The sequence below is a fragment of the Streptomyces sp. 7N604 genome (genome assembly GCF_052245475.1).
Classification (GTDB): domain Bacteria; phylum Actinomycetota; class Actinomycetes; order Streptomycetales; family Streptomycetaceae; genus Streptomyces.
Map to the genome: position 1 here is coordinate 35,623 of NZ_JBQQBX010000006.1, position 26,989 is coordinate 62,611.

Sequence of the window (26,989 nt, forward strand, 5' to 3'; positions counted from 1 at the left end):
AGTTCTCTGTGTCCTTTCGTGATCAGGAGCCGTCGGCCCGGTGTGCTTCGTGGTCTGCGGGGAGACCGCGGGCCAGCTTCTCGGTCAGTACGGGGCCGATGACCGCCAACGGTCCGGGCCGGGTCATTTCCTCGTGACCGCACGCCACGCTGTGCTGCTCCACCCGCCCGCCGACGTGCGGCAGCCACAGCCGCGCCGTCAGCGCCCCGGTCGCGCCCCGCTCGGCGGCGAAGTGCACGAGGTCGCCCTCGAAGACGCCCGGGGTGAACGCGCGCGCCGCTCGGGTGTTGCCGACGTAGACCGATACGAGCCGGTCCATGGCCGCGTCGTCGAGGCGGTGCCCGCCCGCCTGGCCGCGCACCGCCTCGGCGACCTCCGCCCGGTCCGGCGGCAGGACCGGGGTTTCCGCCAGCGGATAGGCGTCAAGGACGGCCAGCAGCGCGACCTCGGCGCCCGCGTCCCGCAGCTGCACGGCCATCTCATGGGCGATCAGTCCGCCGACCGACCAGCCGACGAGGTGGTACGGGCCGTGCGGGTCCACCTCGCGAATCCGGTCCACGTACCGGGCGGCCGCTTCCTCGACCGTGGCGGGGAGGTCCCCCGCGGCCGACAGACCGGGCGACTGGAGCGCGTAGAGCGGATGCCGGTCGGGGACGTGCCGGGAGAGTCCAGCGAACGACCAGCCCAGCCCGCCGGCGGCGGGTACGCAGAACAGCGCCGGCGCCCCGGCTCCGCCGCGCAGCGGCAGCAGGACGTCGAACTCGCCCCCGCCCGGGCCGCCGTCGGCCTCCAGCCGCTCAGCGAGCTCAGCGACGGTCGGCGCCTCGAACAGGCTCCGCAGCCCGATGTCGACGCCCAGCGCCTCGTGCAGGCGGCCGATGAGCCCGGCGGCCAGCAGGGAGTGGCCGCCCAGCGCGAAGAAGCTGTCGTCGATCCCGACCTCGGGTACGCCGAGGGCCTCCGCGAACAGCCTGCACAGCAGTTCCTCCCGCGGCGTGCGCGGGGCCCGGCCGGATGCCCCGGCCTGGAACTCGGGGGCAGGCAGCGCCTTGCGGTCGAGCTTGCCGTTGGGGGTGAGCGGGAACCGCTCCAGCGGCACGACGGCCACCGGCACCATGTGGCTGGGCAGTGCCTGGGCGACGTGCCGCCGCAGCGCGCCGGCGTCCGCGGCGCACCGGGGGGCGGGCACGATATAGCCGGTCAGCGTCCGCCCGCCGCGCCCGTCGTCGTACAAGGCAACGGCAGCCTGGGCCACGTGCGAGTGCGCGAGGAGCACCGCCTCGACCTCGCCCGGCTCGACGCGGAACCCGCGCACCGACAGCTGGTGGTCCGCGCGACCGACGAAGTGCAGCCGACCGTCCCGGTCCCAGTGCACGAGGTCGCCGGTGCGGTACATACGGGCCCCCGGCGGGCCGTAGGGGTCGGCCACGAACCGCCCCGCGGTCAGCCCCGGCTTTCCCGCGTACCCGCGGGCAAGGCCCGGCCCGCCCACGTACAACTCACCGTTCACGCCCGGCGGCAAGGGGCGCAGCCGGTCGTCCAGGACGTAGACGCGGGCCCCGCCCAGGGGCCGCCCGATCGACGGGGCGTCGTCCCGGGACAGCGGCTCGCTCATCGTGGCGCAGACGGTGGCCTCGGTCGGTCCGTACGCGTTGATGAGCCGGCGGCCCGTCCCCCATCGGTGCACCGCGTTCCGCGACAGCGCGTCTCCCGCGGTGACCAGCGTGGTCACGGACGCGAGCGCTTCCGACGGCAGCAGTGGTAGTGCGACGGGCGGCAACGTCACGTGTGTGATCCGGTGCCGGGTGAGCACATCGGCCAGGGGGCGGCCCGGGGTCAGCTCGTCCTTGGGGGCCAGCACCAGTTCCGCGCTGGAGAGAAGCGCCATGCACACTTCGGAGAAGGCCGCGTCGAAGCTCGGGGACGCGAATTGGAGCACCCGGTCCCCCGCCCGAACCCGGAACCGCTCGATCTGCCGGGCTGCCAGGTTGGCCGTGCCGGCGTGGGTCACGACCACGCCGTTGGGCCGCCCGGTGGATCCCGAGGTGTAGATGAGATAGGCCGGGTGATCGTGCAACAGGGGCGCGGTCCGGTCGGCGTCTACCGGGTCGGCGCACGGCGCGGCGGCGATCCGGGCGGCAGTCTCCGGTTCGTCCAGCATCAGGACGGCGCTGTCGCCAGGGATCTCTCCCGCGAGCCTGCCGTGGATCTCCCGGTGGGTGAGTACCAGTGCCGGGCGGGCGTCACCGAGCATCGTCCGGATCCGCTCGGCGGGGTAGTCGGGATCGACCGGGAGGTACGCCGCGCCCGACTTGAGCACCCCGAGCAGGGCCACGATCTGGTCGGCCGAGCGGGGCAGCGCGAGCGCCACGAAGCTCTCCGGCCCGATGCCGAGCCCGATCAGCGTGTGCGCGAGCCGGTTGGCGCGCCGGTTCAGCTCCGCGTACTGCACGGTCGTCTCGCCGGACCGCAGTGCCACGCTGTCCGGAGTGCTCGCTGCCTGGACCTGGAACAGCTCGGCGACCGTGTCCTCGGGCACGTGCGGGTGTGTTCTGCCCCAGCCGTCGATGGCCCGGCGCTCGTCCGGAAGCAGCACCTCCGCTGCACTGATCGGCTTCTGCGGGGCAGCGATGAGGTCGTCCAGCAGCCGCGCCAGCCGGGCGACGAGGCCTTGCGCGGTGGCCTCGTCGAAGAGGTCCTCGCTGTAGCGCAGTTCGATCCCGACCCCGGTGGGCCCGGCCGCGTCGTCGAAGGTCTCGTCGAAGGTGAACTCCAGGTCGAACTTGGCGACACCCGGGTCCACGACCGCCTCGGCCGCGGTCAGGCCGGTCAGCTCGGCTCGCGGCGGCTGGTAGTTCCGCACCGTGGCCAGCACCTGGAACAGCGGGTGCCGGGACATGCTGCGCTCCGGGTTGAGCGCCTCCACCAGCCGCTCGAACGGCACGTCCTGGTGGGCGAAGGCCGCCAGCGCGGTCTGCCGCACCCGCTGGACGAGGTCGCCGAATGCGGGATCGCCCGACGTGTCGGTGCGCAGCACCAGGGTGTTGACAAAAAACCCGACGAGGCCGTCGAGCGCTGCGTCCTCGCGCCCGGCAACGGGGGTGCCGACGGGGATGTCGGTGCCCGCGCCGAGCCGGGTGAGCAGGGCGGCGAGCCCCGCTTGGAGCACCATGAAGGGGGTGGCGCCGTTCTCCCTGGCCAGCTCCCGCAACCGGCGGTGCATGCGCGCGTCCAGTTCCGCTGTCACCGTGCCGCCGCGGTGGCCGGCTACCGCGGGCCGCGGCCGGTCCCTCGGCAGCGCCAGCTCCTCCGGCATCCCGGCCAGCGCCGTGCGCCAGTAGGCAAGTTGACGGGCGCCGAGGCTCTCCGGGTCGTCCTCGGAGCCCAGTACCTCGCGCTGCCACAGGGCATAGTCAGCGTACTGGACCGGCAGCGGCTGCCAGTCGGGGGCTCCGCCGGACAGCCGCGCCCGGTAGGCCGTCCCGAGTTCCCCGGCCAGCGGGGCGAGCGAGGCGCCGTCGCACGCGATGTGGTGCAGCACCAGCAGGAGCACGTGCTCTGCCGGGCCGAGGCGGAACAGTGTGGCTCGCAGCGGGAGGTCGACGGTCAGGTCGAAGCCGCGCCCCGCCGCCTCGGCGAGAGCGCCGGACAGCTGTTCCGCAGAGGTGTCGACCACGGCCGGCCCCGGGGCGGCCGCGGCGGTGTCCCGCACCAGCTGGCAGGGGACCCCGTGGACATCCGGGTAGACCGTGCGCAGCGGCTCGTGCCGGTCCACCAGGTCGGTCAGGGCGGCCTGGAGCGCGTCCAGGTCGAGGTCCCCGATCAGCCGCAGCGCCATCGGCACGTTGTAGGTGTCGCCCGTGCTGTCCAGCCGGTTCAGCAGCCACAGCCGCTGCTGGGCGTACGAGAGGGGGATCCGCGCCGGCCGCTCGGCCGGGGCCAGGGGCATGCGGGCCGACCCGGCCCCGGCGAGCCGCTCGGCGAGCCCCGCGGAGGTCGGCGTCTCGAAGACGGCCCGCAGGGGGAGCTCGGCGCCGAAGGCCGTACGGACGGCGTTGACCAGCCGCGTGGCCAGCAGGCTGTGCCCACCGTGGTCGAAGAAACTGTCGTCGGGCCCCACGGAGGGCACGCCGAGGACGTCCGCGAAGAGCGCGCACATGAGTCCTTCCGCGGGGGTGCGCGGGGCGCGGCTGGACGCCTGGGCCTGGAAGTAGGGGGCGGGCAGGGCCTTTCTGTCGAGCTTGCCGTTGGCGTTGACCGGCAGAGCGTCCAGGACCACGGTCGTGGCGGGCGCCATGTAGTCGGGCAGTGTGGCCGTGATGTGGCGGGTCAGCTCCTCATGCGCGGGCCCGGGGTCTGATGCCGTCGTGACATAGGCGACGAGTTTGTTTTCGCCGGTGGGGTCGGTGTGGGTGGTGACAACCGCGTTGGTGACGGCCGGGTGGCGGGAGAGAACGGTCTCGATCTCCCCGAGTTCGATACGGAATCCGCGGATCTTTACCTGCTGGTCCGCGCGTCCCAGGTAGTGGAGCACGCCGTCGGTGTCCCAGCGGGCAAGGTCACCAGTGCGGTACATGCGCGAGCCTGCTGGCCCGTTGGGGTCGGGCACGAAGTGGCAGGCGGTCAGGCCGGGCCTGCCGAGGTAGCCGACGGCGACCTTGGGACCGGCCAGATAGAGCTCGCCGGTGCCCCCGGTCGGCACAGGGCACATCCGGGAGTCGAGGACATAGGCGCGAGTGCCGGGCAGCGGCTGCCCGATGGGCGGCGCGCACACCTGGCCGGGTTCGGTCTCATACCAGCCGGTGGCGTAGACGGTGGATTCGGTTGGCCCGTACAGATTGGCTATCCGGACCCCGGGGGCCTGTTTCCGCAGCCTGCGGACCAGTTGCTCGGGCAGCGCCTCGCCCGCCAGGACGATCTGGTGGCAGTCCAGGGGCGCGTCGGCGTCCAGCAGGGCCGACACGACCGACGGCACGCCGCTGATCAGCGTCCCCGACCAGGGCCGCTCGGCCAGTGCCAGCAGGTCCGTCACCACCTCGATGCAGCCGCCCGCCAGCAATGGCGCGAAGATCTCGAACACCGACACGTCGAACGACAACGACGTCGACGCCAGAACCCTCGCCAGGCCCTGGGCACCGAAGCGTTGCACTGCCCACGACAAGAACACCGACATGGCCTGGCGGGAGACCACCACGCCCTTCGGCATGCCCGTCGACCCCGATGTGTAGATCACGTACGCCGGCGACGCATCCACGACGGCCCCATGGGCGCCGAGCGGCACGTCCGACAGCCCGGCAAGCTCACCCGCGGTCTGCGTGCCGTCCAGTATGAGGACCGGTGTTCCGGCGTCGGGCAGGCGGTCCGCGACCGCCTGCTGCGCCACCACCAGGCCCGGTGCGGCATCCGCCAGCATGAACGTGATCCGTTCCGCCGGATATCCCGGGTCCACCGGCACGTATCCCGCTCCAGCCTTCAGCACCGCCCATACGGCCACGACCATCTCGGCGGACCGCGGCAGCGCCACCGCCACAAGATCGCCCGGGCGCACACCGCGCGCACGCAAGAGCCGCGCCATCCGGTTGGCCCGGCCGTCCAACTCCGCGAAGGACCACGCGACGTCACCACAGACCACCGCCGTGGCCCGCGGCGAGACAGCAGCCCGCGCCTCGAACGCCTCCACCACATCCACAGCGGACCCCGGGACCGCTGTGCCACCCCACACCTCCACAATCCGGCCACGCTCATCCTCCAAGAGGATGTCGACGGTGCCGAGGGGCAGTTGCGGGTCAGCGGCGACGGCTTCCAACAGGCGGACCAGCCTTCGTGCCATCAGGGCGACCGTGTGCCGGTCGAAAAGGTCGGCGCTGTAGGCGACCTGTCCGGCGATGCCGGCCGGGGCGCCGCTCTCGTGGAAGTGTTCGCTGAGCTGGAAGTCGAGGTCGAACTTGACCGAGGTCAGCTCGATGTCGGGGACGCTCACCCGCAACCCAGGCAGGCCGAGTTCCGGCTCCGTGTTGTTCTGCAGCGCGAGCATGACCTGGAAGAGCGGGTGCCGCCCCAGCGAACGGGTCGGGTTAAGTACCTCGACCAGCCGCTCGAAGGGCACGTCGGGGTTGCCGTAGGCCGCCAGGTCCGCTTCGGCCACGCGGCCGACGAGCTCGGCGAAGGCCGGATCGCCCGAGGTGTCGGTGCGCAGCACCAGGGTGTTGACGAAGAAGCCGACGAGGTCGTCGAGCGCGTGGTCGTCCCGGCCGGCGATCGGGGTGCCGATGGGGATGTCCGTCCCGGCGCCGAGCTTGGTCAGCAGAGCTGCGAGGCCAGCCTGCAGCACCATGAACAGGCTCGCGTTGTGCTGCCGCGCCAGGCGCGTGAGCCGGTCGTGCAGGACCGGGGCGATCTCGAAGGGCACTGCCCCGCCCCGGTAGCTGAACTCCGCCGGCCGGGGCCAGTCCGTGAGCAGATCCAGCTCGGCGGGCAGTCCGGCGAGGGCCTCCTGCCAATAGGCCAGCTGTCCGGAGATCCGGCTGTCCGGGTCCTGCTCGCCGCCGAGCACCTCGCGCTGCCACAGGGCGTAGTCGGCGTACTGGACCGGCAGCGGCGTGAAGTCGGGCGCTCGGTTCTCGGCGCGCGCGGTGTAGGCCGCTGCGACATCGCGTGCAAGCGGCGCCATGGACCAGCCGTCGCCCGCGATGTGGTGCAGCACCACCAGCAGGATGTGCTCGTCCGGGGACAGGACGAACAGCGTGGCGCGGAGGGGGAGTTCGCGGGTGAGGTCGAAGTCGTGCCCACAGGCCTCGGCCACGGCCTGCCACGATGCCACCCCGTCGACGTGCACCACGTCGAGCTCGAACGCGATGTCGGAGGGGTCGTGCACGAGCTGGCTGGGCTCGCCCCCGACCTCGGGGAACGTGGTGCGCAGGCTCTCGTGCCGGTCCACCACGTCCCGCAGCGCCTCGGCGAGGGCCTGCCGGTTCAGTTCGCCGGAGAGCCGCAGGGCCACGGGGATGTGGTAGGCGCCGCTCGCTTCGCCGAGGCGGTTGAGGAACCACAGCCGCCGCTGGGCGTACGAGAGCGGCACCACGTCCGGGCGGCGCACCGGGACCAGCGCGGGCCGTCGGCGGTCGGCGGAGCCGAGGCGCTGGGCCAGCTCCGCCACGGTCGGCGCCTCGAAGACCGCTCGGACGGTCAGCTCGACGCCCAGGGCGGCGCGCACGGCGTTGACCAGGCGGATCACCAGCAGCGAATGGCCGCCCAGTGCGAAGAAGCCGTCGTCGATCCCGACGCCGGGCACACCGAGCACCTCGGCGAACAGGTGGCAGAGGGTCTCCTCCTGCGGTGTCCGGGGGGCGCCTCCCCGTACGTCGGCGACCAGGTCCGGCACGGGCAGAAGGGCGCGGTCGAGCTTGCCGTTTTCGGTGACCGGCAGGGAGTCGAGCACCACGAAAGCCGCGGGGATCATGTAGTCGGGCAGCCATTCGCGCAGGAAGTCCCGCAGAGCGGCGGTCAACCGCCCGGACTCGCGGAAGGCTACCGGGTCGTTCGTGAGACCGCCGCCGTAGGCCTTCTCCTCCCCTAGGCCGTGCGTGGCCAGGTGCTCCGACGGGGACGTGGCCGCGGCGGCCACGAACAGCGCGTCCAGCCCCCCGTCGGTGTCGCCGTCGGTCCAGGTGAGCACGGTCCGATAGCCGAGCTCCTCCCCCAGCCCGACGAGGTCCTCGGGGTCGACGCCGCGGGCGCCGGAGTACGCCTCGCGTACGCGCGCGAGGTTCTCGCCCGCCACCAGTGCACGGGCAGCCGCCGCCTCGCCCGCCGTACGGGCGTTCGGCACGCCGGTCACCCGGAGCCTCTCCGGCCGGTCGCGGTCCAGCCTGGCCCGCAGCACGGGCAGACTTGCGACGTCGTCCCCCCAGCTCAGCACCGGCGCGGCGGTGAACGTGACCAGGTCCTCGGGATGCTTGCGGTGAAGGACGACGTCGTAGCGGTACCGGCTGAGCTCGTTGTGGTACCTGCCGCTCTTCACCCTGACGTCCACGCCTCCCACGTGGGCGTTGCCGGAGCCGAAGCGGTGGAAGAACGCGGGCGCGACGAGGAGTTCCTTCTCCCTCAGCACACGCCGGTCGACATCGCGCCGCAGCCCGAACGCGCTCTCCGGGTCCGGCGTGCGCGCCAGTGCGACCGCCGTGTGGAAGCTGCGCAGGAGCGCGAGGTTGCGTACGTCGCCGACGAACACCGCGCCGCCCGGGACGACCAGGTCGACCGCCTTGGCCAGCACGGACTCCAGGTATCCGGCGTGCGGGAAGTACTGGGTGACCGAGTTGATCACCACGGTGTCGAAGAAGCCCTCGGGGAGCCCGTCGACGTCGTCGGCCGCCTGGACGCGCAGTTCGACCCGGGCGTCGAGTTCGGGGCGGCGGCCGAGTCCGTCCCGGAGCGCGGCGATCGCCTCGGCGGAGAAGTCGGTCGCCCAGTAGGAGTCGCACTTCCCGGCGAGTCGGCTCAGGATGAGCCCGCTGCCGACGCCGATCTCCAGCACGCGCCGCGGACGCAGTGCACGGATGCGGTCCACGATGGACTCGCGCCACTCGTGCATCTGCTCCAAGGGGAGCGGTTCGCCGTCGTAGCTGCTGTCCCAGCCGGAGAAGTCCTCGCCGAACTCGGCCTCGGTGGCGCGGCCGTACATGCCGTCGTAGATCTGCTGCCACTCGGTGACCTGCTCGCGGGTGCCGGCCTCGATACGGTCCGTCACCCGCTGCCAGTCGGCCACCACATATCCGACGAGCTGCTGTTCGCCCCGGTGGTCGAGGCGGGCCAGCACCTCCGCCTCGCGCACGTCCGGGTGCTTGGCGACGGCCGCGGCGACCTCGCCCGGCTCGATACGGAAGCCCCGGATCTTCACCTGGTGATCGGCGCGCCCGGCGAACTCGAGGCGCCAGTCGGCGTTCCACCGCGCCAGGTCCCCGGTGCGGTACATCCGGGCCCCCGGCGGGCCGAAAGGCTCGGCGACGAATTGCTCTGCGGTGCGGCCGGGGAGGTTGAGGTAGCCGCGGGCGAGGCCGGCACCGGCCAGGTAGACCTCCCCGGTCACGCCCTGGGGTACGGGCCTCAGCTGCGCGTCCAGGAGGTACACCCGGGTGTCGGCGAGCGGGCGCCCGATCGGCACGGTCGCGCTGGCCGCGTAAGGGGCGCGCACCTCGTGCTGGGTTGCGCAGAGGGTTGCCTCGGTGGGCCCGTACAGCTGTCGGACGACCGCACCCGGGGCGTGCTCCAGGACGCGCTGCACCGCGACCGGCGAGACGACGTCGCCGCCGGCGAGGACTTCCCGCACGTCCGCGAGGCAGCCGGGCGCGTCCTCGGCGAGCACCCGGAAGAGACCCGCGGTGAAGTGCACCGCGGTGATCCTCTCCTGCTCGATGAGGCGGGCGAGCGCGCTGGTGTCCAGGCGGCCGGGCGGCGCGAGCACGACCAGGCCGCCGGCCAGGAGGGTCACCCACAGCTCGTAGTCGGAGATGTCGAAGGCGTACGGCGCGTGCAGCAGGACGCGCTCGTGGTGCCCGGTGTCCCAGCACGGGTCACCGGCCAGCGCGAGGACCTCACGGTGCGCGATGGCCACGCCCTTGGGCGTGCCCGTGGATCCGGAGGTGTACATGATGTAGGCGAGCTGGTCCGGGTGGACCGGCACCGCCGGGCCGCTGGAGGGCTCCTCGGCCAGCGTGGGGTCGTCGTCGAGTACGACCACGGCCGCGTCGTGGTCGAACCGGCGGGCGAGCACGGCACGGTCGGTGAGCAGCACGCTCGACCGGGTGTCGGCCATGACCCACTCGAGGCGCTCGGCGGGGAAGGCCTCATGCAGGGGCACGTAGGTGCCGCCTGCCTTGAGCACGGCGAGGATGGCCACCGCCAGCTCCGGTGAGCGCTCCAGAAACACGGCGACCCGGGTCTCCGGGCCGACGCCGAGCCTGATGAGCCGGTGGGCCAGCCGGTTGGCGCGCTCGTCCAGCTCGCTGCGGGTCAGCTCACGGTCGCCCGCGCGGACCGCGGGGGCGTCGGGTCCTGCGGCGGTGACCTCGGCGAAGCGCTGGTGCAGGGCGGTGGCGGGACGGCCGCGCTCGCTCCAGGCGCCCAGCAGGCGGTCGCGCTCCTCAGCGGCGAGGATGTCGATGGCGCCGAGGCGCTGGCGGGGGTCGCGGGCGACGGATGCCAGGAGCCGGATGAATCGTTCCGCCAGCACTGCGGCGGTGTCCCGGTCGAAGAGGTCGGTGCTGAACTCCAGGACGCCGGTGACACCGGCCGGCGTATGCCCGGCGCCGAAGGTCTCCGCGATGTTGAACGCCAGGTCGAACTTGGCGGGCCGCAGCGCCTCCGGCTCCACGGCCACGGTCAGGTCCGGGAGCGTCAGCTCGGCCTTGGCGTTGTTCTGGAGCGCGAGGAAGACCTGGAACAGGGGGTGCTGGGACAGCGACCGCACCGGGTTCAGCAGCTCGACCAGCCGCTCGAAGGGCACGTCCTGGTGGCTGTAGGCGGCGAGCGCGGTCTCGCGAACCCGGCGCAGTAGGTCGCTGAAGCGCGGATCTCCAGAGGTGTCGGTGCGCAGCACGAGGGTGTTGACGAAGAAGCCGACCAGCTCGTCGAGCGCGGCGTCCGTGCGGCCCGAGATGGGGCTGCCGACGGGAATGTCGGTGCCCGCGCCCAGCCGGGTGCACAGGGTGGCGACGGCGGCCTGGAGCACCATGAACAGGCTGACATTGTGGCGCTGGGCGAGGTCGAGGAGGCGTGCGTGCAGGTCAGCGTCGAGCTCAATGTGCACGGTGTCGCCGCGGAAACTGAGCTTGCGCGGCCGCGGCCGGTCGGTGGGCAGGGCCAACTGCTCGGGCAGGCCGTGCAGCGTGCGCCGCCAGAAGTCGGTCTGGGCCGCGAGGGCACTGTCCGGGTCGTCTTCGTCGCCCAGCACTTGGCGCTGCCACAGGGTGTAGTCCACGTACTGGACGGGCAGCGGCGCCCAGTCGGGGCCCTGGCCACGCAGCCGAGCCGCGTAGGCCGTCCCCAGGTCGCGGGCGAGCGGCGCCATGGACCAGCCGTCGCCGGCGATGTGGTGCAGGACCAGCAGCAGGACGTGTTCGTCCGGCGCGAGTGGGAAGAGGTGGGCTCGCAGCGGGAGTTCGGCGCCGAGGTCGAAGCCGACCGCCGACGCGGCCGCAAGGGCCTCGGGCAGCTCCTCCTCGGTCGTGGAGGTGACGGTCAGCGTGGGCCGGGCGGTGGCGGCGTCGAGGATCAGCTGGCGGGGTTCGCCGTCGGCCTCCGGGTAGACGGTGCGCAGCGATTCGTGCCGGGCCGCCAGGTCGGCCAGGGCCGCGCCGAGCGCGGCACAGTCCAGTCCGCCGGTGATCCGCAGCGTCGCCAGGATGTTGTAGGCGGCGCCGCCGTCCTCCAGACGGTTGAGGAACCACAGCCGTCGCTGGCCGTGGGAGAGGGGGAGTTCCGCGGGCCGGTCGGCGGGGGCGAGTGCCGGGCGGGCCCGGTCGCCGCCGACGAGGCGGGCCGCGAGCTCCTGCACCGTGGGCTCCTCGAACACGACGCGTACGGGCAGTTCGACCCCCAGCCGGGTGCGGATGCCGTTGGTCAGGCGAGTGGCAAGCAGCGAATGACCACCCATGTCGAAGAAGTTGTCGTCGACGCCGACGGAAGGCGCCCCAAGCACCTCCGCGAACAGGCCGCACAGGATCTCTTCCTGCGGTGTGCGCGGCCCGCGGCCGGTGGCCGTGGCGGCGAAGTCAGGCGCGGGCAGGGCCTTGCGGTCGAGCTTGCCGTTGGGGGTCAGGGGCAGCGCGTCGAGCCCGACGATCACGGACGGCACCATGTACGCCGGGAGCTGCTCGGCGAGGTGGGCGCGCAGCAGGGCTGGGTCGGCCGCGTCGCCGCCGGAGACCGGCACCGTGTACGCGACCAGCCGCTTCTCGCCGGCCTGGTCCTCGTGCACCACGACCGCCGCCTGGCGGACCGAGGAGTGTCGGCTCAGAGCGCCCTCGATCTCGCCGAGTTCGATGCGGAAGCCGCGGATCTTGACCTGATGGTCGACCCGGTCGAGGAACTCCAGGTTGCCGTCGGCGCGTCGGCGGACGAGATCGCCGGTGCGGTACATCCGGGCCCCCGCCGGGCCGAAGGGGTCGGCCACGAAGCGCTGGGCTGTGAGGTCGGGCCGATTCAGATAGCCGCGGGCCACGCCGGAACCTGCGAGGTAGAGCTCGCCCGCCACGCCGACCGGCACCGGCCGCAGAGCACTGTCGAGCACGTACGTGCGGGTGTTGGCGAGCGGCCGGCCAATGGGCGGGCGGGCGGCGCTGTCTTCGTCCAGGGACGCCGCGGTGGACCAGATCGTCGTCTCGGTCGGCCCATAGACGTTGGTGACCTCGCGCGCGGACTCGCGCAGCGCGCGCGCCAGCGGCTCGGGCAGCGCCTCGCCGCCCACGAGGACCCTCAGCTGTTGGGAGTCCTCGGGGTGCCCGGCGGCCAGCAGGCTCTGCCACAGCGCAGGGGTCGCCTGCATCACGGTGGCGCCCGAGGCGGAGATGAGCTTGCCCAAGGCGTACGGATCCTGGCTCGTCTCCTTCGGCGCGAGGACGACCCGCCCGCCGCTGATGAGCGGCAGCAGCAGTTCGAGGTTGGCGATGTCGAAGCCGAACGTCGTCACCGCCAGCAGGCGGTCCCCGGGCCCGAAGGAGAGCCGGTCCCGGAAGTCCCAGAGCAGGTTGACGAGGTTCTCGCCGGTGACGACGGTCCCCTTGGGCGCCCCGGTGGATCCGGACGTGTAGATGACGTAGGCGGGATTGCCGGGATGGGCGCTATTGCTCTGGTCGAGCGGCATTCTTCAAGTCCTCGTCGCGATGCGATGCGCTGCTTGGTCTGCCGGACGGCGCGCTGGTTCAGCGGCGGGTGAAAAGGGTGGCCGGGAGCCGCACGGGTCCCAGCACGCCTATCGATTCGTGGAACTCCACGGAGCCGTCGCGGGAAATCTCCGCGCGCTCGAAACGGCGCAGCAGGGTTTCCATGGCGATACGGGCCTCCAGCCGGGCCAGTGGCGCACCCAGGCAGTAGTGGATTCCCTTCCCGAATGCCAGGTGGCGTCCGGGATTACGGTGGATGTCGAACTCATCGGGATCCTCGAAACGCAGCGGATCGCGGTGCGCCGAGGCCAACCACACACAGACCATGGAACCGGCGGGAATTGTGCGTCCGCCCAGTTCCGCGTTACGTGTGGTAAGACGCTGGTCGCGGACGAGAGGCGACCGCCAGCGCAGCACTTCCTCGATGGCCCGGGGGAGGAGTTCCGGCCGGCTGCGAACTTCCGCCAGCGCGGCCGGGTACTCATCGAGCGCCATCACGGTATTCGCGGTCAGTATGGACGCGGGCAGATATCCGGCGATCAGGAACATGCCGATGACGCCGACGATCTCCTCGTCGTCCAGGGACTGGCCGTCGACCTCCGTCGTCGCGAGCCTGCTCGTGAGGTCGTCCTGAGGCCGGGCGCGCCGCTCGCGGATGTGGTGCACCAGGTACTCGCTGGCCCGCCGCACGAGGTCGGCGACGTTCTGCATGGCGACTTCATCCGCGACGCTCAGCTCGCCCGCGGGGCGCGAACCCAGCAGGGCCTTGGCCCAGTCCGAGATCATCGGGTGGTCGCTCTCGGGGATGCCGAATAGTTCCGCGATGACGATCGCGCTCAGTGGTCCGGCGAACTCGCCGACCAGGTCGAGAGGGGGCGCCTGGCCACGCTCCGCGACGACGCCGTCCAGGAGCCGCTCGGCGATCTGCGCGATGCGGGGCTCCAGCGCCGCGGTGACCCGCGGCGAGAAGGCCTGGCTGACGAGGCCGCGCAGCTGGGTGTGGTCCGGCGGGTCGATCCCGACGAAGTTGCCCCGGGCCGCGCGCGCGAGCTGGCGCTGGTCTTCGGGAATGAAGTGGTTCATGTCGCTGGAGAAGGTCTGGTGGTCGCCCAGAACCTGCACCGCTTGGTCGTAGCGGAAGACTTCCCAGACTCCCGGTTCCTGGCTCTCGCCGACCGCCTCCGCCTCGCGCCGGCTGCCCAGATACGCGAAGAATTCTTCGATACGCCGGTCGAAGGGCAGGCGCGTCAGCGCCGTTAAGTCAGCCAACGAAAATCCCCCAGGAATGCGCGCAGGATTGGCGCCGTTAATGGCGGCACGAAAAGGGATCTCCCAGCTGAACATCCCCCGGTGGCCCCGCCCGATAATTTCCAGCCTTCAGCATTGACGGAACGTATGCGACGCTACCTTGATCATTTTGCCGCTGTCAAGCGAGGTTTTGCGCCGCCTAACGGCGACCGATGCGGTAAGCATCGCCGACCAGCGGTCCCGGCGCAAACCGGGCCATGGGTGACCGTCGTCACAGGCGAAGAAGGCGGCAAAATTCCCTCTGACGTGGACAGTTGGGTCGTGTATTGTCGCCGAGGCGCTTGACACGCTCGGGCGTCCACCGGGGGATGTGGGGGTTGTAATCGCTCTGCAGCATTCAGGCGAATCTGCTGCGAGCTTCCTCTTGCTCTTCCGCGGTCACTGGCGTGGGCGCCGCATCCCTTACGCATTCATTCTGAATAGTCGGCTCCGCTTTCGGTTCCGCTTACGTGACGGAACCGGCGCGCCGACAGCGACCGCGAAGGAACGATCATGTCCGCTTCTCCGGACCGGCAGCTCGCCCTGACTTCGGCCCAGACCGGGATGTGGCTTGCGCAGCGCTTTGCTGTCGGGCTCGACTACAGCATCGCCCAGTACGTCGAGATCCGGGGTACGTTGGACAGTCACCTCTTCCTCCAGGCGGCACGGCGCGCCTTCGACGAGGCCGACGCCGCCCACGTGCGGTTCGTCGAGACACACGGCGACCCCGTGCAGCTCCTCAGCGCCGAGCGGGCGTGCACCGTGCTTTGTCTGGACTTCACCGACCGGCCCCGGCCGGCGGAGGCGGCGCAGGAGTGGATGGCCGACGAGCTCGACCAGCCGCTCTCCCTGGAGGACGGCCGCATACTCTCGCTCGCCCTGCTCAAGGTCTCCGAGGAGACCCACTACTGGTATCTGCACGCCCATCACGCTGTGTTCGACGGCTTCAGCGGCGCGGTCATCGTACGGCGGGCCGCTGACCTCTACACCGCCCTCGTCGAAGGCCGCCCGGTCGCGGAATCCCCCTACGGGAGTCTCCAGGACCTGCTGGAGTACGACCGCGACTACCGCGACTCCGCCACGTTCGCCGCCGACCGCGCCTACTGGACCGAGAGGTTGACGGACCGTCCGGCCCCCGTCGCCCTCGGGCAGGCCGGTCGCGGCCGGACGTCCAGCCGGTTACGGGTGTCGGCCCCGTTGGAACAGGGCCGGATCGAGGCGCTGCAGAGCTTGGCGGCGAGCTGCGGCGTGCCCCTATCGGCCCTGTTCATCGCAGTCGAGCTGCTCCACGTCGCCCGCCTGACCGGGGAGCGGGACATCATCCTCGGCCTGCCGGTGACGGCCCGGACCAAGGCCATACGCAGCACCCCCGGCATGGTGTCCAACGTCGTGCCGCTGCGCCTGACGGTGGACCCGGACGAGAGCTTGTCCGGCCTCCTGGCGCGCGCCTTCACCGAGATGCGGCTCGCCCTCGACCACCAGCGCTACCGCTACGAGGACATACGCCGCGACCTGAAGCTGAGCGAGGCCAGCGAGCCGCTGGTCGGGCCGCATGTAAACCTCCAGATCTTCGACTACGAACTGGACTTCGCCGGCTCCCGGGCGAAAGTGCACAACCTCACCAACGGGCCCGTCGAAGACCTGGCGTTCGTCGTCTACAGCGGCACCGCCGACATGCCCTGGCGCGTGGACCTCGACGCCAACGCCGAGCTGTACACCACGGAGGACCTGGCCGTTCATCAGGAGGCCGTTCTGCGACTCATCGACGGCCTCGCCGTCGCGCACGCCGGTCAGCAGGTCGGCACCCTTGAGGTCTTCGCCCCCGAGGAGGGGCGGCGCCTGCTCACGGAGTGGAACGACACGGCACGCAAGTACCCCGCCGCGACCCTGCCCGAGCTGTTCGAAGCACAGGCGTCGCGCACTCCCGGTAGCACAGCGGTCATTTACCAGGGCGAAACCCTCACGTACGAGGAACTCGATGCCCGCGCCAACGCGCTGGCGCATGTGCTGCACGAGCTGGGCGCCGGCCCCGAGCGGCTGGTGGCACTCGCCGTACCCCGCTCCGTCGAGATGATCGTCTCCCTGCTCGCGGTGCTCAAGAGCGGTGCGGCCTATCTGCCCATCGACCCCGACTACCCGGCCGACCGCATCGCCGCCATGCTCACCGACGCGCGCCCGGCGGTGCTGATCAGCACCGCCGACACCGTCGGCCACCTGCCGAGCGCCGACGGCATGCCGCGGCTGCTGCTCGACGACCCCGCGACGCAGGCCGCCCTGCGCGAGGCGCCCGCCCACCGCCCGGTCGCCGACGGCGCCGCGTCCGCACTCCCGCGAAACCCGGCCAACGTCATCTACACCTCGGGCTCGACGGGCACCCCCAAGGGAGTCGTCAACACGCACGAGGGACTGGTGAACCGCCTGCTGTGGATGCAGGACCGGTACGGGCTCGACGCCACGGACCGCGTCCTGCAGAAGACCTCGTGCGGCTTCGACGTCTCCGGCTGGGAGTTCTTCTGGCCGCTCCTCACCGGCGCCGCCATGGTGGTCGCCGAGCCGGAGAAGCACAAGGACCCGGCCTACATCGCCGCGCTCATCGCCGAACAGGGCGTCACCACCGTGCACTTCGTGCCGTCGATGCTCAAGGGCTTCCTGGCGGAGCCCCCAGCCGCCCTGTGCGTCTCCCTGCGCCGGGTGATGTGCAGCGGCGAGGCGCTCTCGGCCGATCTGGCGGCCCGTTTCCACTCCGTCCTCGGCTGCGCATTGCACAATCTCTACGGTCCGACGGAAGCGGCCATCGACGTCACCGCGTTCGAGTGCGAACCGGCCCGCGCGGCGGACTCCGCTCCGCCGATCGGTGCCCCCATCGCCAACACCCAGGTGTACGTCCTCAACCGTGCTCTGCAACCGGTGCCCGTGGGCGTCATGGGCGAGCTCTACCTCGCCGGCACCGGCCTGGCGCGCGGATACCTCAACCGAGCCCCGCTCACCGCCGAGCGCTTCGTGCCCTGCCCGTACGGCCCGGCCGGCTCCCGCATGTACCGAACCGGCGACCTCGCCCGCTGGAACGCCGACGGCCAGCTCGTCTACATGGGCCGCAGCGACGACCAGGTGAAGATCCGCGGCGTCCGCATCGAGCCCGCCGAGGTCGCCTCCGTACTCAGTCGGCACCCGGACGTGGGCGAGGCCGAGGTGATCACCCGTGATGACGGCCCCGGCGGCAAGCACCTCGTGGGGTACGTGGTGCCGGACTGGCAGTCGCTGACCGACCGCCTCGACCAGGGTCGGCGGGAACAGGTCGAGCAGTGGGAACAGCTCTACCAGACCATGTACGACACCACGCCGGTGACCGACTTCGGCGAGGACTTCACCGGCTGGGACAGCAGCTACGACGGCGAGCCGATCGCCCTCGACGCCATGGCGCAGTGGCGTGCGGACACGGTGGAGCGCATCCGCGCCCTCGGCCCGCGCCGGGTCCTGGAGATCGGCGTGGGAAGCGGCCTGCTGCTGTCCCAGCTCGCTGGTGCCACCGAGACCTACTGGGCGACCGACTTCTCCGCCGCCGTCATCGAGAGGCTGCGCCTGCAGACGGCGGCCCGGCAGGAGCTCGCGGACCGGGTAGAGCTGCACGCCCGGCCCGCTCACGACCTCGACGGGCTGCCCCGCGGGTTCTTCGACACCGTCGTCATCAACTCCGTGGTGCAGTACTTCCCGAACGCCGACTACCTCACCTCCGTGCTCCGGGGCGCCCTCGAACTGCTCGCACCGGGCGGCGCCCTGTTCGTCGGCGACGTGCGCAACCTGCGCCTGAAGCGGGCCCTGGACACCGCTGTGCAGCTCGCCCGCAGCGGCCCGGACGCCGATGCCGCGGCCGTCCGCCGGGCAGTGGAGCAGCGGGCGACGCAGGAAAACGAGCTGCTGGTCGACCCGGAGTTCTTCCATGCCCTGGCCGGAGCGGACGACAGCCAGTGCGGCGGCGTCGACATCCGGGTCAAGACCGGCCCCTACGACAACGAGCTGAGCAGGTACCGCTACGACGTCGTCATCCGCAAGCTCTCCGAGCAGGCGGCCGTCTCCGTGGCCGAAACGCTGCGCTGGCAGTGGGGCGAGGACATCGCCACGGCCCAGGAGCTCGCCGACCGGCTCGCCGCCGAGCGGCCGGCACGGCTGCGGGTGACCGGCGTGCCCAACGGCCGTATGGCGCACGAGGCCGCGGCCGCTCACACCCTGTTCGCCGGCGGCTCCCTCGCCGAGGTACGGGCCGAACTGCGCCGCGCCGGCGCCCTGGGCATGACCCCGGACGCGCTCCAGGGCCTCGGCGAATCGCTCGGGTACCAGGCCGCCGTCACCTGGTCGTCCCAGGAGACGGACGGAGAGCTGGACGCCCTCTTCCTCCCGGCCGGCACCGGCGCCCTGACCGACGTGTTCCTGCCCAGGGACGCACAGGCCGCCGACCGGCGGCCGCTCACCAACAACCCCGCGCTCGGCCATGTGGCAGGCGAGTTGGGCGCATCTCTGCGCAGCCATCTGCGCGACGTCCTGCCGGATTACATGGTGCCGTCGGCCGTCGTCGTCCTGGACTCCCTGCCCGTGAACGCGAACGGCAAGCTGGACCGGCGGGCCCTGCCCGCACCCGACTTCCAGGCCGAGGTGACAGGCCGCGGCCCCCGCAACGCGCCAGAAGAGGTGCTGTGCACCCTGTTTGCCGAGGTCCTGGGACTGCCTGCGGTCGGCATCGACGACAGCTTCTTCGACCTCGGCGGCGACAGCATCAGCTCCATCCAACTCGTCAGCCGGGCTCGCCGAGCCGGCCTGGTCATCTCGCCCCGCGACGTCTTCCGCCACAAGACCGTCACCGCCCTCGCCGAGGTCGCCGACCCCGTCACCGCTCCCGCGGCCGAGCGCCTCGAAGCCGGCGTGGGCGAGGTGCGGCTGACGCCGATCGTGCACCACCTGCACGGCCTGAACGGGCCGGTCCGGCGCTTCCACCAGTCCATGGTCCTCCGCTCACCGGCCGGCCTGCACGAAGGAGCACTCACCGACGCCCTGCAAAGCGTCATCGACCACCACGGCGCACTCCGCCTGCGCATGCCGCGGGGCGGCCGGGAATGGACCCTCGAAGTCACCGAACCGGGAACCGTCACCGCCCGGGACCTCGTGCGCAGCGTTGACGTGACCGGACTGAGCGACGCCGAGCGCAGGGCCGTCCTCGAAGAGCAGACCGCCCAGGTCGTGAACCGGCTCGACCCCGAAGCAGGGGTCATGCTCCAGGCCGTATGGTGCGACGCCGGACCCCGCACGAGCGGACACCTGCTCCTGGTCGTCCATCACCTCGCCGTCGACGGCGTCTCCTGGCGCATCATCGTCCCCGACCTCGCCCAGGCGTACGCAGCACACGCCGCCGGCCGGCAGCCCGGACTCCAGCCCGTGGGCACCTCAGTGCTCCGCTGGGCCGAGGCGCTGCACGAGCTGGCCGGGGCCCCGGAGCGCGAGGCCGAACTGGCGCTGTGGTCGCGCATGTTCGAGGGCCCCGATCCGCTGCTGGGGCGGCGGGCCCTGGACCCGGAGCGCGACGTGTTCGCGCAGCGCCGCACCCTGTCTCTGACCCTGCCCGGCGCCTGCACGGCCGACGTGCTGACCGGCGTCGCCAGGGCATTCCACGCCCAGGTCAACGACGTGCTGCTGACCGCGATGGCGCTCGCCGTGCAGGACTGGCGACGCCGCCGTGGACTCCAGGGCTCCGCCGTCGTCCTCGACGTGGAGGGCCACGGCCGCGAGGACGTCGTGGACGGGGCGGACCTGTCCCGCACGGTCGGCTGGTTCACCAGCCTCTTCCCGGTGCGCCTCGAGCCGGGCGTGAGCGACTGGGACGAGATCTGGGCGGCCGGGCCGGCGGTCGGGGCGTCGCTGAAGCGTGTGAAAGAGCAGGTCCAGGCCATCCCCGACCGCGGCCTCGGCTACGGCCTGCTGCGCTACCTCAACTCGGCCACGGCCGCGGCACTCGCCCAGGCCGGCCGCCCGCAGATCGGCTTCAACTACCTCGGCCGCTTCACCACCGCGGCCGGCTCCGCCGACTGGGAACCCGACCACGACTTCGGCGGGTTCTCCGGCGGAGCCGACCCCGGCCTCCCCCTCGCCCACCCCCTGGAGCTCAACGCACTCACCGAAGACGGACCCTACGGCCCCCGGCTGGTCGCACACTGGTCCTGGGCTGAGGAGATCTTCGCCGAGGAGGACGTCCAGGACCTGGCCAAGACGTGGTTCAAGGCTCTTGAGGCCATGGCCACCCACACCCAGAACCCCGACACCGGCGGATACAGCCCCTCCGACCTGCCCTTCGTCGCCCTCACGCAAGAGGAAATCGACCAGCTGGAGGGCGAGACGCCCGGCCTAGTCGATGTGCTGCCGCTGACGGCGCTCCAGCAGGGGCTCGTCTTCCACGCGGCCTACGACGACCAGGCGCCGGACGTGTACAGCGTGCAGTTGGGCATCGACCTCGAAGGCGCGCTGGACGCCGAAGCACTGCGCAAGGCCGCACAGACCCTGCTGAGCCGCCATGCCAATCTCCGGATCAGCGTCCGGCAGCCCGGCCAGGGGAGCGGCGTCCAGGTCGTACAGTCCCGGGTGGCCCTGCCGTGGGCGGTGATCGAGGCCGCTGACGAGACGGAGGCCGACCGGATAGCCCACGAGGATCGGTCCCGTCGCTTCGACCTGGAGCACGCGCCGCTGCTGCGCTTCACGCTGGTGCGGCTGGGCACCGAGCGGCATCGCTTCCTGTTCACGACCCACCATCTGCTGCTGGACGGCTGGTCCATGCCCCTGGTGATGCAGGAGCTGTTCACGCTCTACGGCAGCCGGAGCGATGCGCGGGCCCTGCCGCCGGCCGTCCCGTACGAGAACTACTTCCGCTGGCTGGCCACGCAGGACGACGACGCAGCGAAGCAGGCGTGGCGGACAGCGCTGTCGGGCCTGGACGAGCCGACACGGCTGGCCCCCCAGGCCGACAGCCACGCGTCGGTCACCCCCCACCACCGCATCGAGCGGGTGCCGCGCGAGCTGACCGACGCCATCGCACGTCAGGCACGCCGTCACGGCATCACGCTGAACACCGTCGTGCAGACGACGTGGGGCCTGCTGCTGGCACGGTTGACGGGCCGCGAGGACGTGGTCTTCGGAACCACGGTGTCGGGCCGCTCCCCGGAGGTGCCGGGCGTCGAGAACATGGTCGGGCTGTTCATCAACACGCTGCCGGTACGGGTGCGACTGGAGCCGTCCGAGACGCTGCTGGGCCTGGCGGCCCGGCTCCAGCAGGAGCAGGCCGAGCTCTCCGCCCACCAGCACCTGGGCATGGCCGACATCCAGCGGCTGACCGCTGTCGACGGCGAACTCTTCGACACGCTGACCGTGTTCGAGAACTACCCCCTCGATCCTGACGCCCTCACCGGAGCGCACGGCCTGCGCGTCGCCGGTCTGCGGACCCACAACGACGTCCACTACCCGCTGGCCCTGATCGCCCTGCCCGATGACGAGCTCACGCTGGACTTCAGCTACCGCCCGGACCTGTTCACCCAGGACGACATCGAGCGCCTCATCGCGCGCTACACCCGGCTCCTGCGGGCCTTCGCCGACGCCACCCCGCAACTCCTGGCCCACGACGTCAGCGTCCTTTCGAATGGTGAGCGGCGTCGTGTGCTGGAGGTGTGGAATGACGTTTCGCTCTCAGGACCGGTGCGGGATGTGGTCGAGGGGTTCGAGACCGCGGTGGCGGTTTCGCCGAATGCCGAGGCGGTGGTGTGCGGGCCGATGCGGCTGACGTTCGCGGAGTTGGATGCGCGGGCGAATCGGCTGGCGCGTGTGGTGCGGGCGCGGGGTGTGGGCCGGGGCGATCTGGTGGCGGTGGCGTTGCCGCGGTCAGCGGAGATGGTCGTGGCGGTGCTCGCGGTGCTCAAGGCCGGCGCGGGCTATGTGCCGGTGGATGTGGCCTATCCGGCGGAACGGATCGCGTTCATGCTGGCCGATGCCACTCCGCGTCTGGTGATCACCGAACAGTCGGTGGCCGGCGCACTGCCGGATGCCGGGGCCGAGGCCCTGGTGCTGGGCAGTGCGCCGTGCACGCGGGAGCTGGCCCAGGTGGCGGACGGGGTTTTGACGGACGAGGAGTTAGGGGGTGCGGTTCCGGATGGGGCCGCGGCGTATGTGATCTACACGTCGGGGTCGACCGGCACGCCCAAGGGTGTGGTGGTCTCCCGGCGGGCGATGGCGGTGTTCTTGTCCTGGGCGGTGGAGGAGTTCGGGCCCCAGGGCTTGGCATCGGTGCTGGCGTCGACGTCGTTGTCTTTCGATGTCTCGGTCTTCGAGATCTTCGCGCCGTTACTGGCGGGGGGTCGGATCGAGGTAGTGCCGGATCTGCTGGCGTTGGCCGAGCGGCCGTGGTCGGGGTCGCTGGTCAGTGGGGTGCCGTCAGTGGTGGCGGCGCTGCTGGAGGCCGGGGCGCACCTGGAGTGCGAGCAGCTGGTACTAGCCGGGGAGGCGCCGCCGGAGCACGTGATGAGGCGGCTGCGGGCGGCTGCGCCCGGGGTGCGGGTGGCGAACCTGTACGGGCCGACCGAGTCCACCGTGTACGCCACCGGCTGGCACGAGAGCGACCCGGCCGAGGTGCTGGCACCGCCGATCGGGCAGCCGCTGCCCGGCACACGGGCGTACGTGCTCGACGGACGGCTGCGGCCGGTGCCGGTGGGAGTGGCCGGGGACTTGTATCTGGCGGGGCCGAAGGTGGCCGATGGCTATCTGGGTCGGCCCGGGTTGACGGCGCGCCATTTCCTGCCGGACCCGTTCGGGCCGGCCGGTGCGCGGATGTACCGCACCGGCGACCTCGCGCGCTGGGACGGGCACGGGGTGCTGCACTACCTCGGGCGTGCCGACCACCAGGTCAAGATCCGCGGATTCCGCATCGAACTCGGCGAGATCGAGACGGTGCTCGCGCGCCACCCCGACATCACCCATGCCACCGTCACCACCCACACGACCACGACGGGCGAGCACAAACTGGTCGCCTACCTCATGTCGGCCTCGGGCACCCGCCCCTCCCAGGAGGAGCTGGCCCGCCACATCACCGCCACGCTGCCGGGCTACATGATGCCGTCGGCGGTCGTGTTCCTCGACACCCTGCCGATGAACGCCAACGGCAAACTCGACCGAAACGCCCTGCCCGCCCCCGACTTCCAGGCCGAGGTGTCCGGCCGGGCGGCGCGTAGTGTACGCGAAGAGGTGCTGTGCGAGCTCTTCGCCGAGGTCCTGGGTCTGGAAGCGGTGGGCATCGACGACAGCTTCTTCGACCTCGGCGGCGACAGCATCAGCTCGATCCAACTGGTCAGCCGGACCCGCAAGGCGGGACTCGTGATCACACCGAAGGACGTCTTCGACTGCAAGACCGTGGCCGGGCTGGCCGAGGTCGCCGAGGCCACCGCCCTGGCGGCCGCCGAGCGCCCCGAGGACGGGGTGGGTGAGGTGGGGCTGACGCCCATCGTGCACCACCTGCGGGATTTGGGGGGTCCGGTGCGCCGGTTCCACCAGTCGATGGTGGTCCAGGCCCCGGCCGGCCTGCGCGAACCGGCGCTCACCCGCGCTCTTCAGACGCTCGTGGATCACCACGGCGCGCTGCGGATGCGGCTGCACGAGGACCGGGAGTGGGCATTGATGGTCGCCGAGCCGGGCGCGGTGGCTGCCGGAAGCATGCTGCGCCGGGTAGATGTGTCGGGGCTGGATGCCGTCGGCCGCAAGGCCGTGCTCGAAGAGCAGACCCCCCAGGCCGTGGACCGGCTCGACCCGCAGGCCGCAGTGATGCTCCAGGCCGTGTGGTGCGACGCCGGAGCACACGAGCCCGGTCATCTGCTGCTGGTGATCCACCACCTCGCCGTCGACGGCGTCTCCTGGCGCATCCTGCTCCCTGACCTCGCCCAGGCATACGAGGCACACGCCGCGGACCGGCAGCCGGAGCTGGAACCGGTGGGCACGTCACTGCGCCAGTGGGCCCGGCGGCTCCAGGAACTCGCCCAAAGCCCGCAGCGGGCAAGCGAGCTGGACCTGTGGTCCTCGATGCTCGACGGTCCGGACCCGCTGCTGGGGTCGCGGGTCCTGGACCCGGAGCGCGACGTGTTCGCGCAGCTCCGCACCCTGTCGCTGACGCTGCCCGGCTCCTGCACGGCCGAGGTGCTGACCGGCGTGACCAAGGTCTTCCACGCCGAGGTCAACGACGTGCTGCTGACCGCGATGGGGCTCGCCGTACAGGACTGGCGACGCCGCCGTGGACTCCAGGGCTCCGCCGTTGTCCTCGACGTGGAGGGCCACGGGCGCGAGGACGTCGTGCCGGGGTGCGACCTCTCCCGTACCGTCGGCTGGTTCACCAGCCTGTTCCCCCTCCGGGTCGAGCCCGAGGTGTGGGACTGGGACGAGGTCTGGGCAGCGGGTCCGGCCATCGGCGCCGCGCTGAAGCAGGTGAAGGAGCAGGTACGCGCTCTGCCCGACCGCGGCCTCGGCTACGGCCTGCTGCGCTACCTCAACCCGGCCACGGCCGCGGCGCTCGCCCAGGCCGGCCGGCCGCAGATCGGCTTCAACTACCTCGGCCGGTTCACCACCGCGGCCGGCTCCGCCGACTGGGAACCCGACCACGACTTCGGCGGGTTCTCCGGCGGAGCCGACCCCGGCCTCCCCCTCGCCCACCCCCTGGAGCTCAACGCACTCACCGAAGACGGACCCTACGGCCCCCGGCTGGTCGCACACTGGTCCTGGGCTGAGGAGATCTTCGCCGAGGAGGACGTCCAGGACCTGGCCAAGACGTGGTTCAAGGCTCTTGAGGCCATGGCCACCCACACCCAGAACCCCGACACCGGTGGACACAGCCCCTCCGACCTGCCCTTCGTCGCCCTCACCCAAGACGACATAGACCAGTTCCAAGAGGAGCTCGACGAAGAGTGGGAGATCTGACGGTGCGGAAGACGATCCGGAATAAGCCCAGGATCGAGAATGTCCTGCCGCTGACGGCGTTGCAGGAAGGGCTGGTGTTCCATGCGGCGTACGACGATCAGGCGCCGGACGTGTACAACGTGCAACTGGGCATCGATCTCGAAGGCGTGCTGGACACCGAAGTACTGCGCAGGGCCGCAGAGACCCTCCTGAGCCGCCACGGCAATCTGCGCATCAGCGTGCGCCGGCGCGCTCAGGGCGACAGCGTCCAGGTCGTACAGTCCCATGTGCCGCTGCCGTGGACCGAGGCGGAGGCCGGCAGCGAGGCGGAAGCGGATGAGATCGCCCGAGCGGACCGCTCCCGCCGTTTCGACCTCGCGGCGGCACCGCTCCTGCGCTTCACTCTCATCCGGCTCGGCGAGGACCGCCACCGCTTCCTGTTCACCACCCACCACCTGCTGCTGGACGGCTGGTCCATGCCCCTGGTGATGCAGGAACTCTTCATGCTCTACGGAAGCCGTGGCGACGCGCGGGCCCTGCCGCCGGCCGTCCCCTACGAGAACTACTTCCGCTGGCTCGCCGCGCAGGACAACGCCGACGCGGAGAACGCCTGGCGGGCGGCGCTGGCGGGCTTGGAGGATCCGACGCGGCTGGCCCCCCGCGCCGACAGCCGCCAATCCGTCACCCCCCGCCACCGCGTTGTCCGCCTTTCGCGGGAACTGACCGAGGCCTTGACCCAGCAGGCGCGCCGCCATGAGGTGACGCTGAGCACCGCGGTGCAGGCGACCTGGGGTCTGCTGCTGGCTCGCCTGACCGGACGGGAGGACATCGTCTTTGGAACCACCGTGGCGGGTCGGCCCCCGGAGGTGCCCGGCATCGAGAACATGGTCGGCCTGTTCATCAACACCATCCCGGTGCGGGTCCTCCTGGATCCGTCCGAATCGCTGCTGGGCCTGGCGGCCCGGCTCCAGCAGGAGCAGGCCGGACTCTCGGCTCACCAGCACCTGGGCATGGCCGACATCCAGCGGCTGACCGGCGTCAACGGCGAGCTCTTCGACACGCTGATCGTGTTCGAAAACTATCCCCTGGACCCCGACGCCTTCTCGGAGGCGCACGGACTCCGTGTCGCCGGGCTTCACTCGCACAACGACGTCCACTACCCGCTCGCTCTCATCACCCTTCCCGGCGACGAGATCACGCTTGACTTCAGCTACCGGCCCGATCTCTTCACCGAGCCCGACATCGAGCTCTTCATCCAGCGCTACACCCGGCTCCTCACAACCTTCGCCGAAGCCACCCCACAGCTCCTCGCCCGCGACATCACCCTCCTCACCCCCGAAGAACAGCGCCAAGCCGTGGAGGGGTGGAACGACACCGCCCGCGAGGTGCCCTCGGCCGGAGTGGCCGAGCTCTTCGAGGCGCAGGCGATGCACTCGCCCGAGGCCACCGCAGTGGTCTTCGAGAGCGAGGAGGTCTCGTACGCGGAGCTGAACGCAAGGGCGGACGACCTGGCCCGCGCACTGCGAGCCCGCGGTATCGGCTCCGAACGGCTCGTGGCTCTGGCCGTTCCCCGCTCCGTGGAGATGGTGATGTCCATGCTCGCGGTTGTGAAGACCGGCGCGGCCTACCTGCCGATTGACCCCGACTACCCTGCCGGCCGCATCGCGTACATGCTCACGGATGCCGCACCGGCGCTCCTGATAGCCACCGACGCCACCAAGCACCTGGCCGAGGCCACGGGCACGCCGCGACTCCTCGTATAAGGGGAAACGCGGCGGCGCCTGTCTTATCGGCTTCCACGCGAAAAACCGCAAGTACCGCAAGTCAGGAGAGCTTTGACGCCACGCCAAGTTGAATGCCCAGGT

Annotated in this window: 3 protein-coding genes and 1 pseudogene; 2 read left to right on the forward strand and 2 right to left on the reverse strand. The window is 71.4% G+C overall.

The genetic code is table 11. The features are described from left to right. Positions 1-22 precede the first annotated feature (22 nt). Both ACTWP8_RS08330 and ACTWP8_RS08335 read right to left on the reverse strand, forming a co-directional pair. Positions 23-12,859, reverse strand: a pseudogene (locus ACTWP8_RS08330) (amino acid adenylation domain-containing protein); the annotation flags it as partial. A gap of 58 nt (positions 12,860-12,917) precedes the next feature. Beyond that, a complete protein-coding gene (locus tag ACTWP8_RS08335) occupies positions 12,918-14,222 on the reverse strand; it encodes a cytochrome P450 (RefSeq protein WP_443321508.1) in 1,305 nt (434 codons plus the stop codon). A 456-nt stretch (positions 14,223-14,678) separates the two neighbouring features. Here ACTWP8_RS08335 and ACTWP8_RS08340 point away from each other — a divergent pair, with 456 nt between their 5' ends. Together ACTWP8_RS08340 and ACTWP8_RS08345 are read left to right on the forward strand one after the other, a co-directional pair. Next, positions 14,679-25,145, forward strand: coding sequence for an amino acid adenylation domain-containing protein (locus ACTWP8_RS08340; RefSeq protein ID WP_443321509.1), 10,467 nt, complete (start codon positions 14,679-14,681; stop codon positions 25,143-25,145). After that, positions 25,133-26,887 carry a condensation domain-containing protein gene (locus ACTWP8_RS08345; RefSeq protein ID WP_443321510.1) on the forward strand — a complete coding sequence of 585 codons (1,755 nt, stop codon included), beginning with the start codon at positions 25,133-25,135 and terminating at the stop codon, positions 26,885-26,887. The genes ACTWP8_RS08340 and ACTWP8_RS08345 overlap by 13 nt, the downstream gene beginning before the upstream one ends. The last annotated feature ends 102 nt before the right edge of the window (positions 26,888-26,989 follow it).

Excerpts from the sequence above, each read along its gene's own strand:
- ACTWP8_RS08335 (WP_443321508.1), bottom strand. The coding sequence starts at position 14,222 with ATGTTCAGCTGGGAGATCCCTTTTCGTGCCGCCATTAACGGCGCCAAT.
- ACTWP8_RS08340 (WP_443321509.1), top strand. The coding sequence starts at position 14,679 with ATGTCCGCTTCTCCGGACCGGCAGCTCGCCCTGACTTCGGCCCAGACC.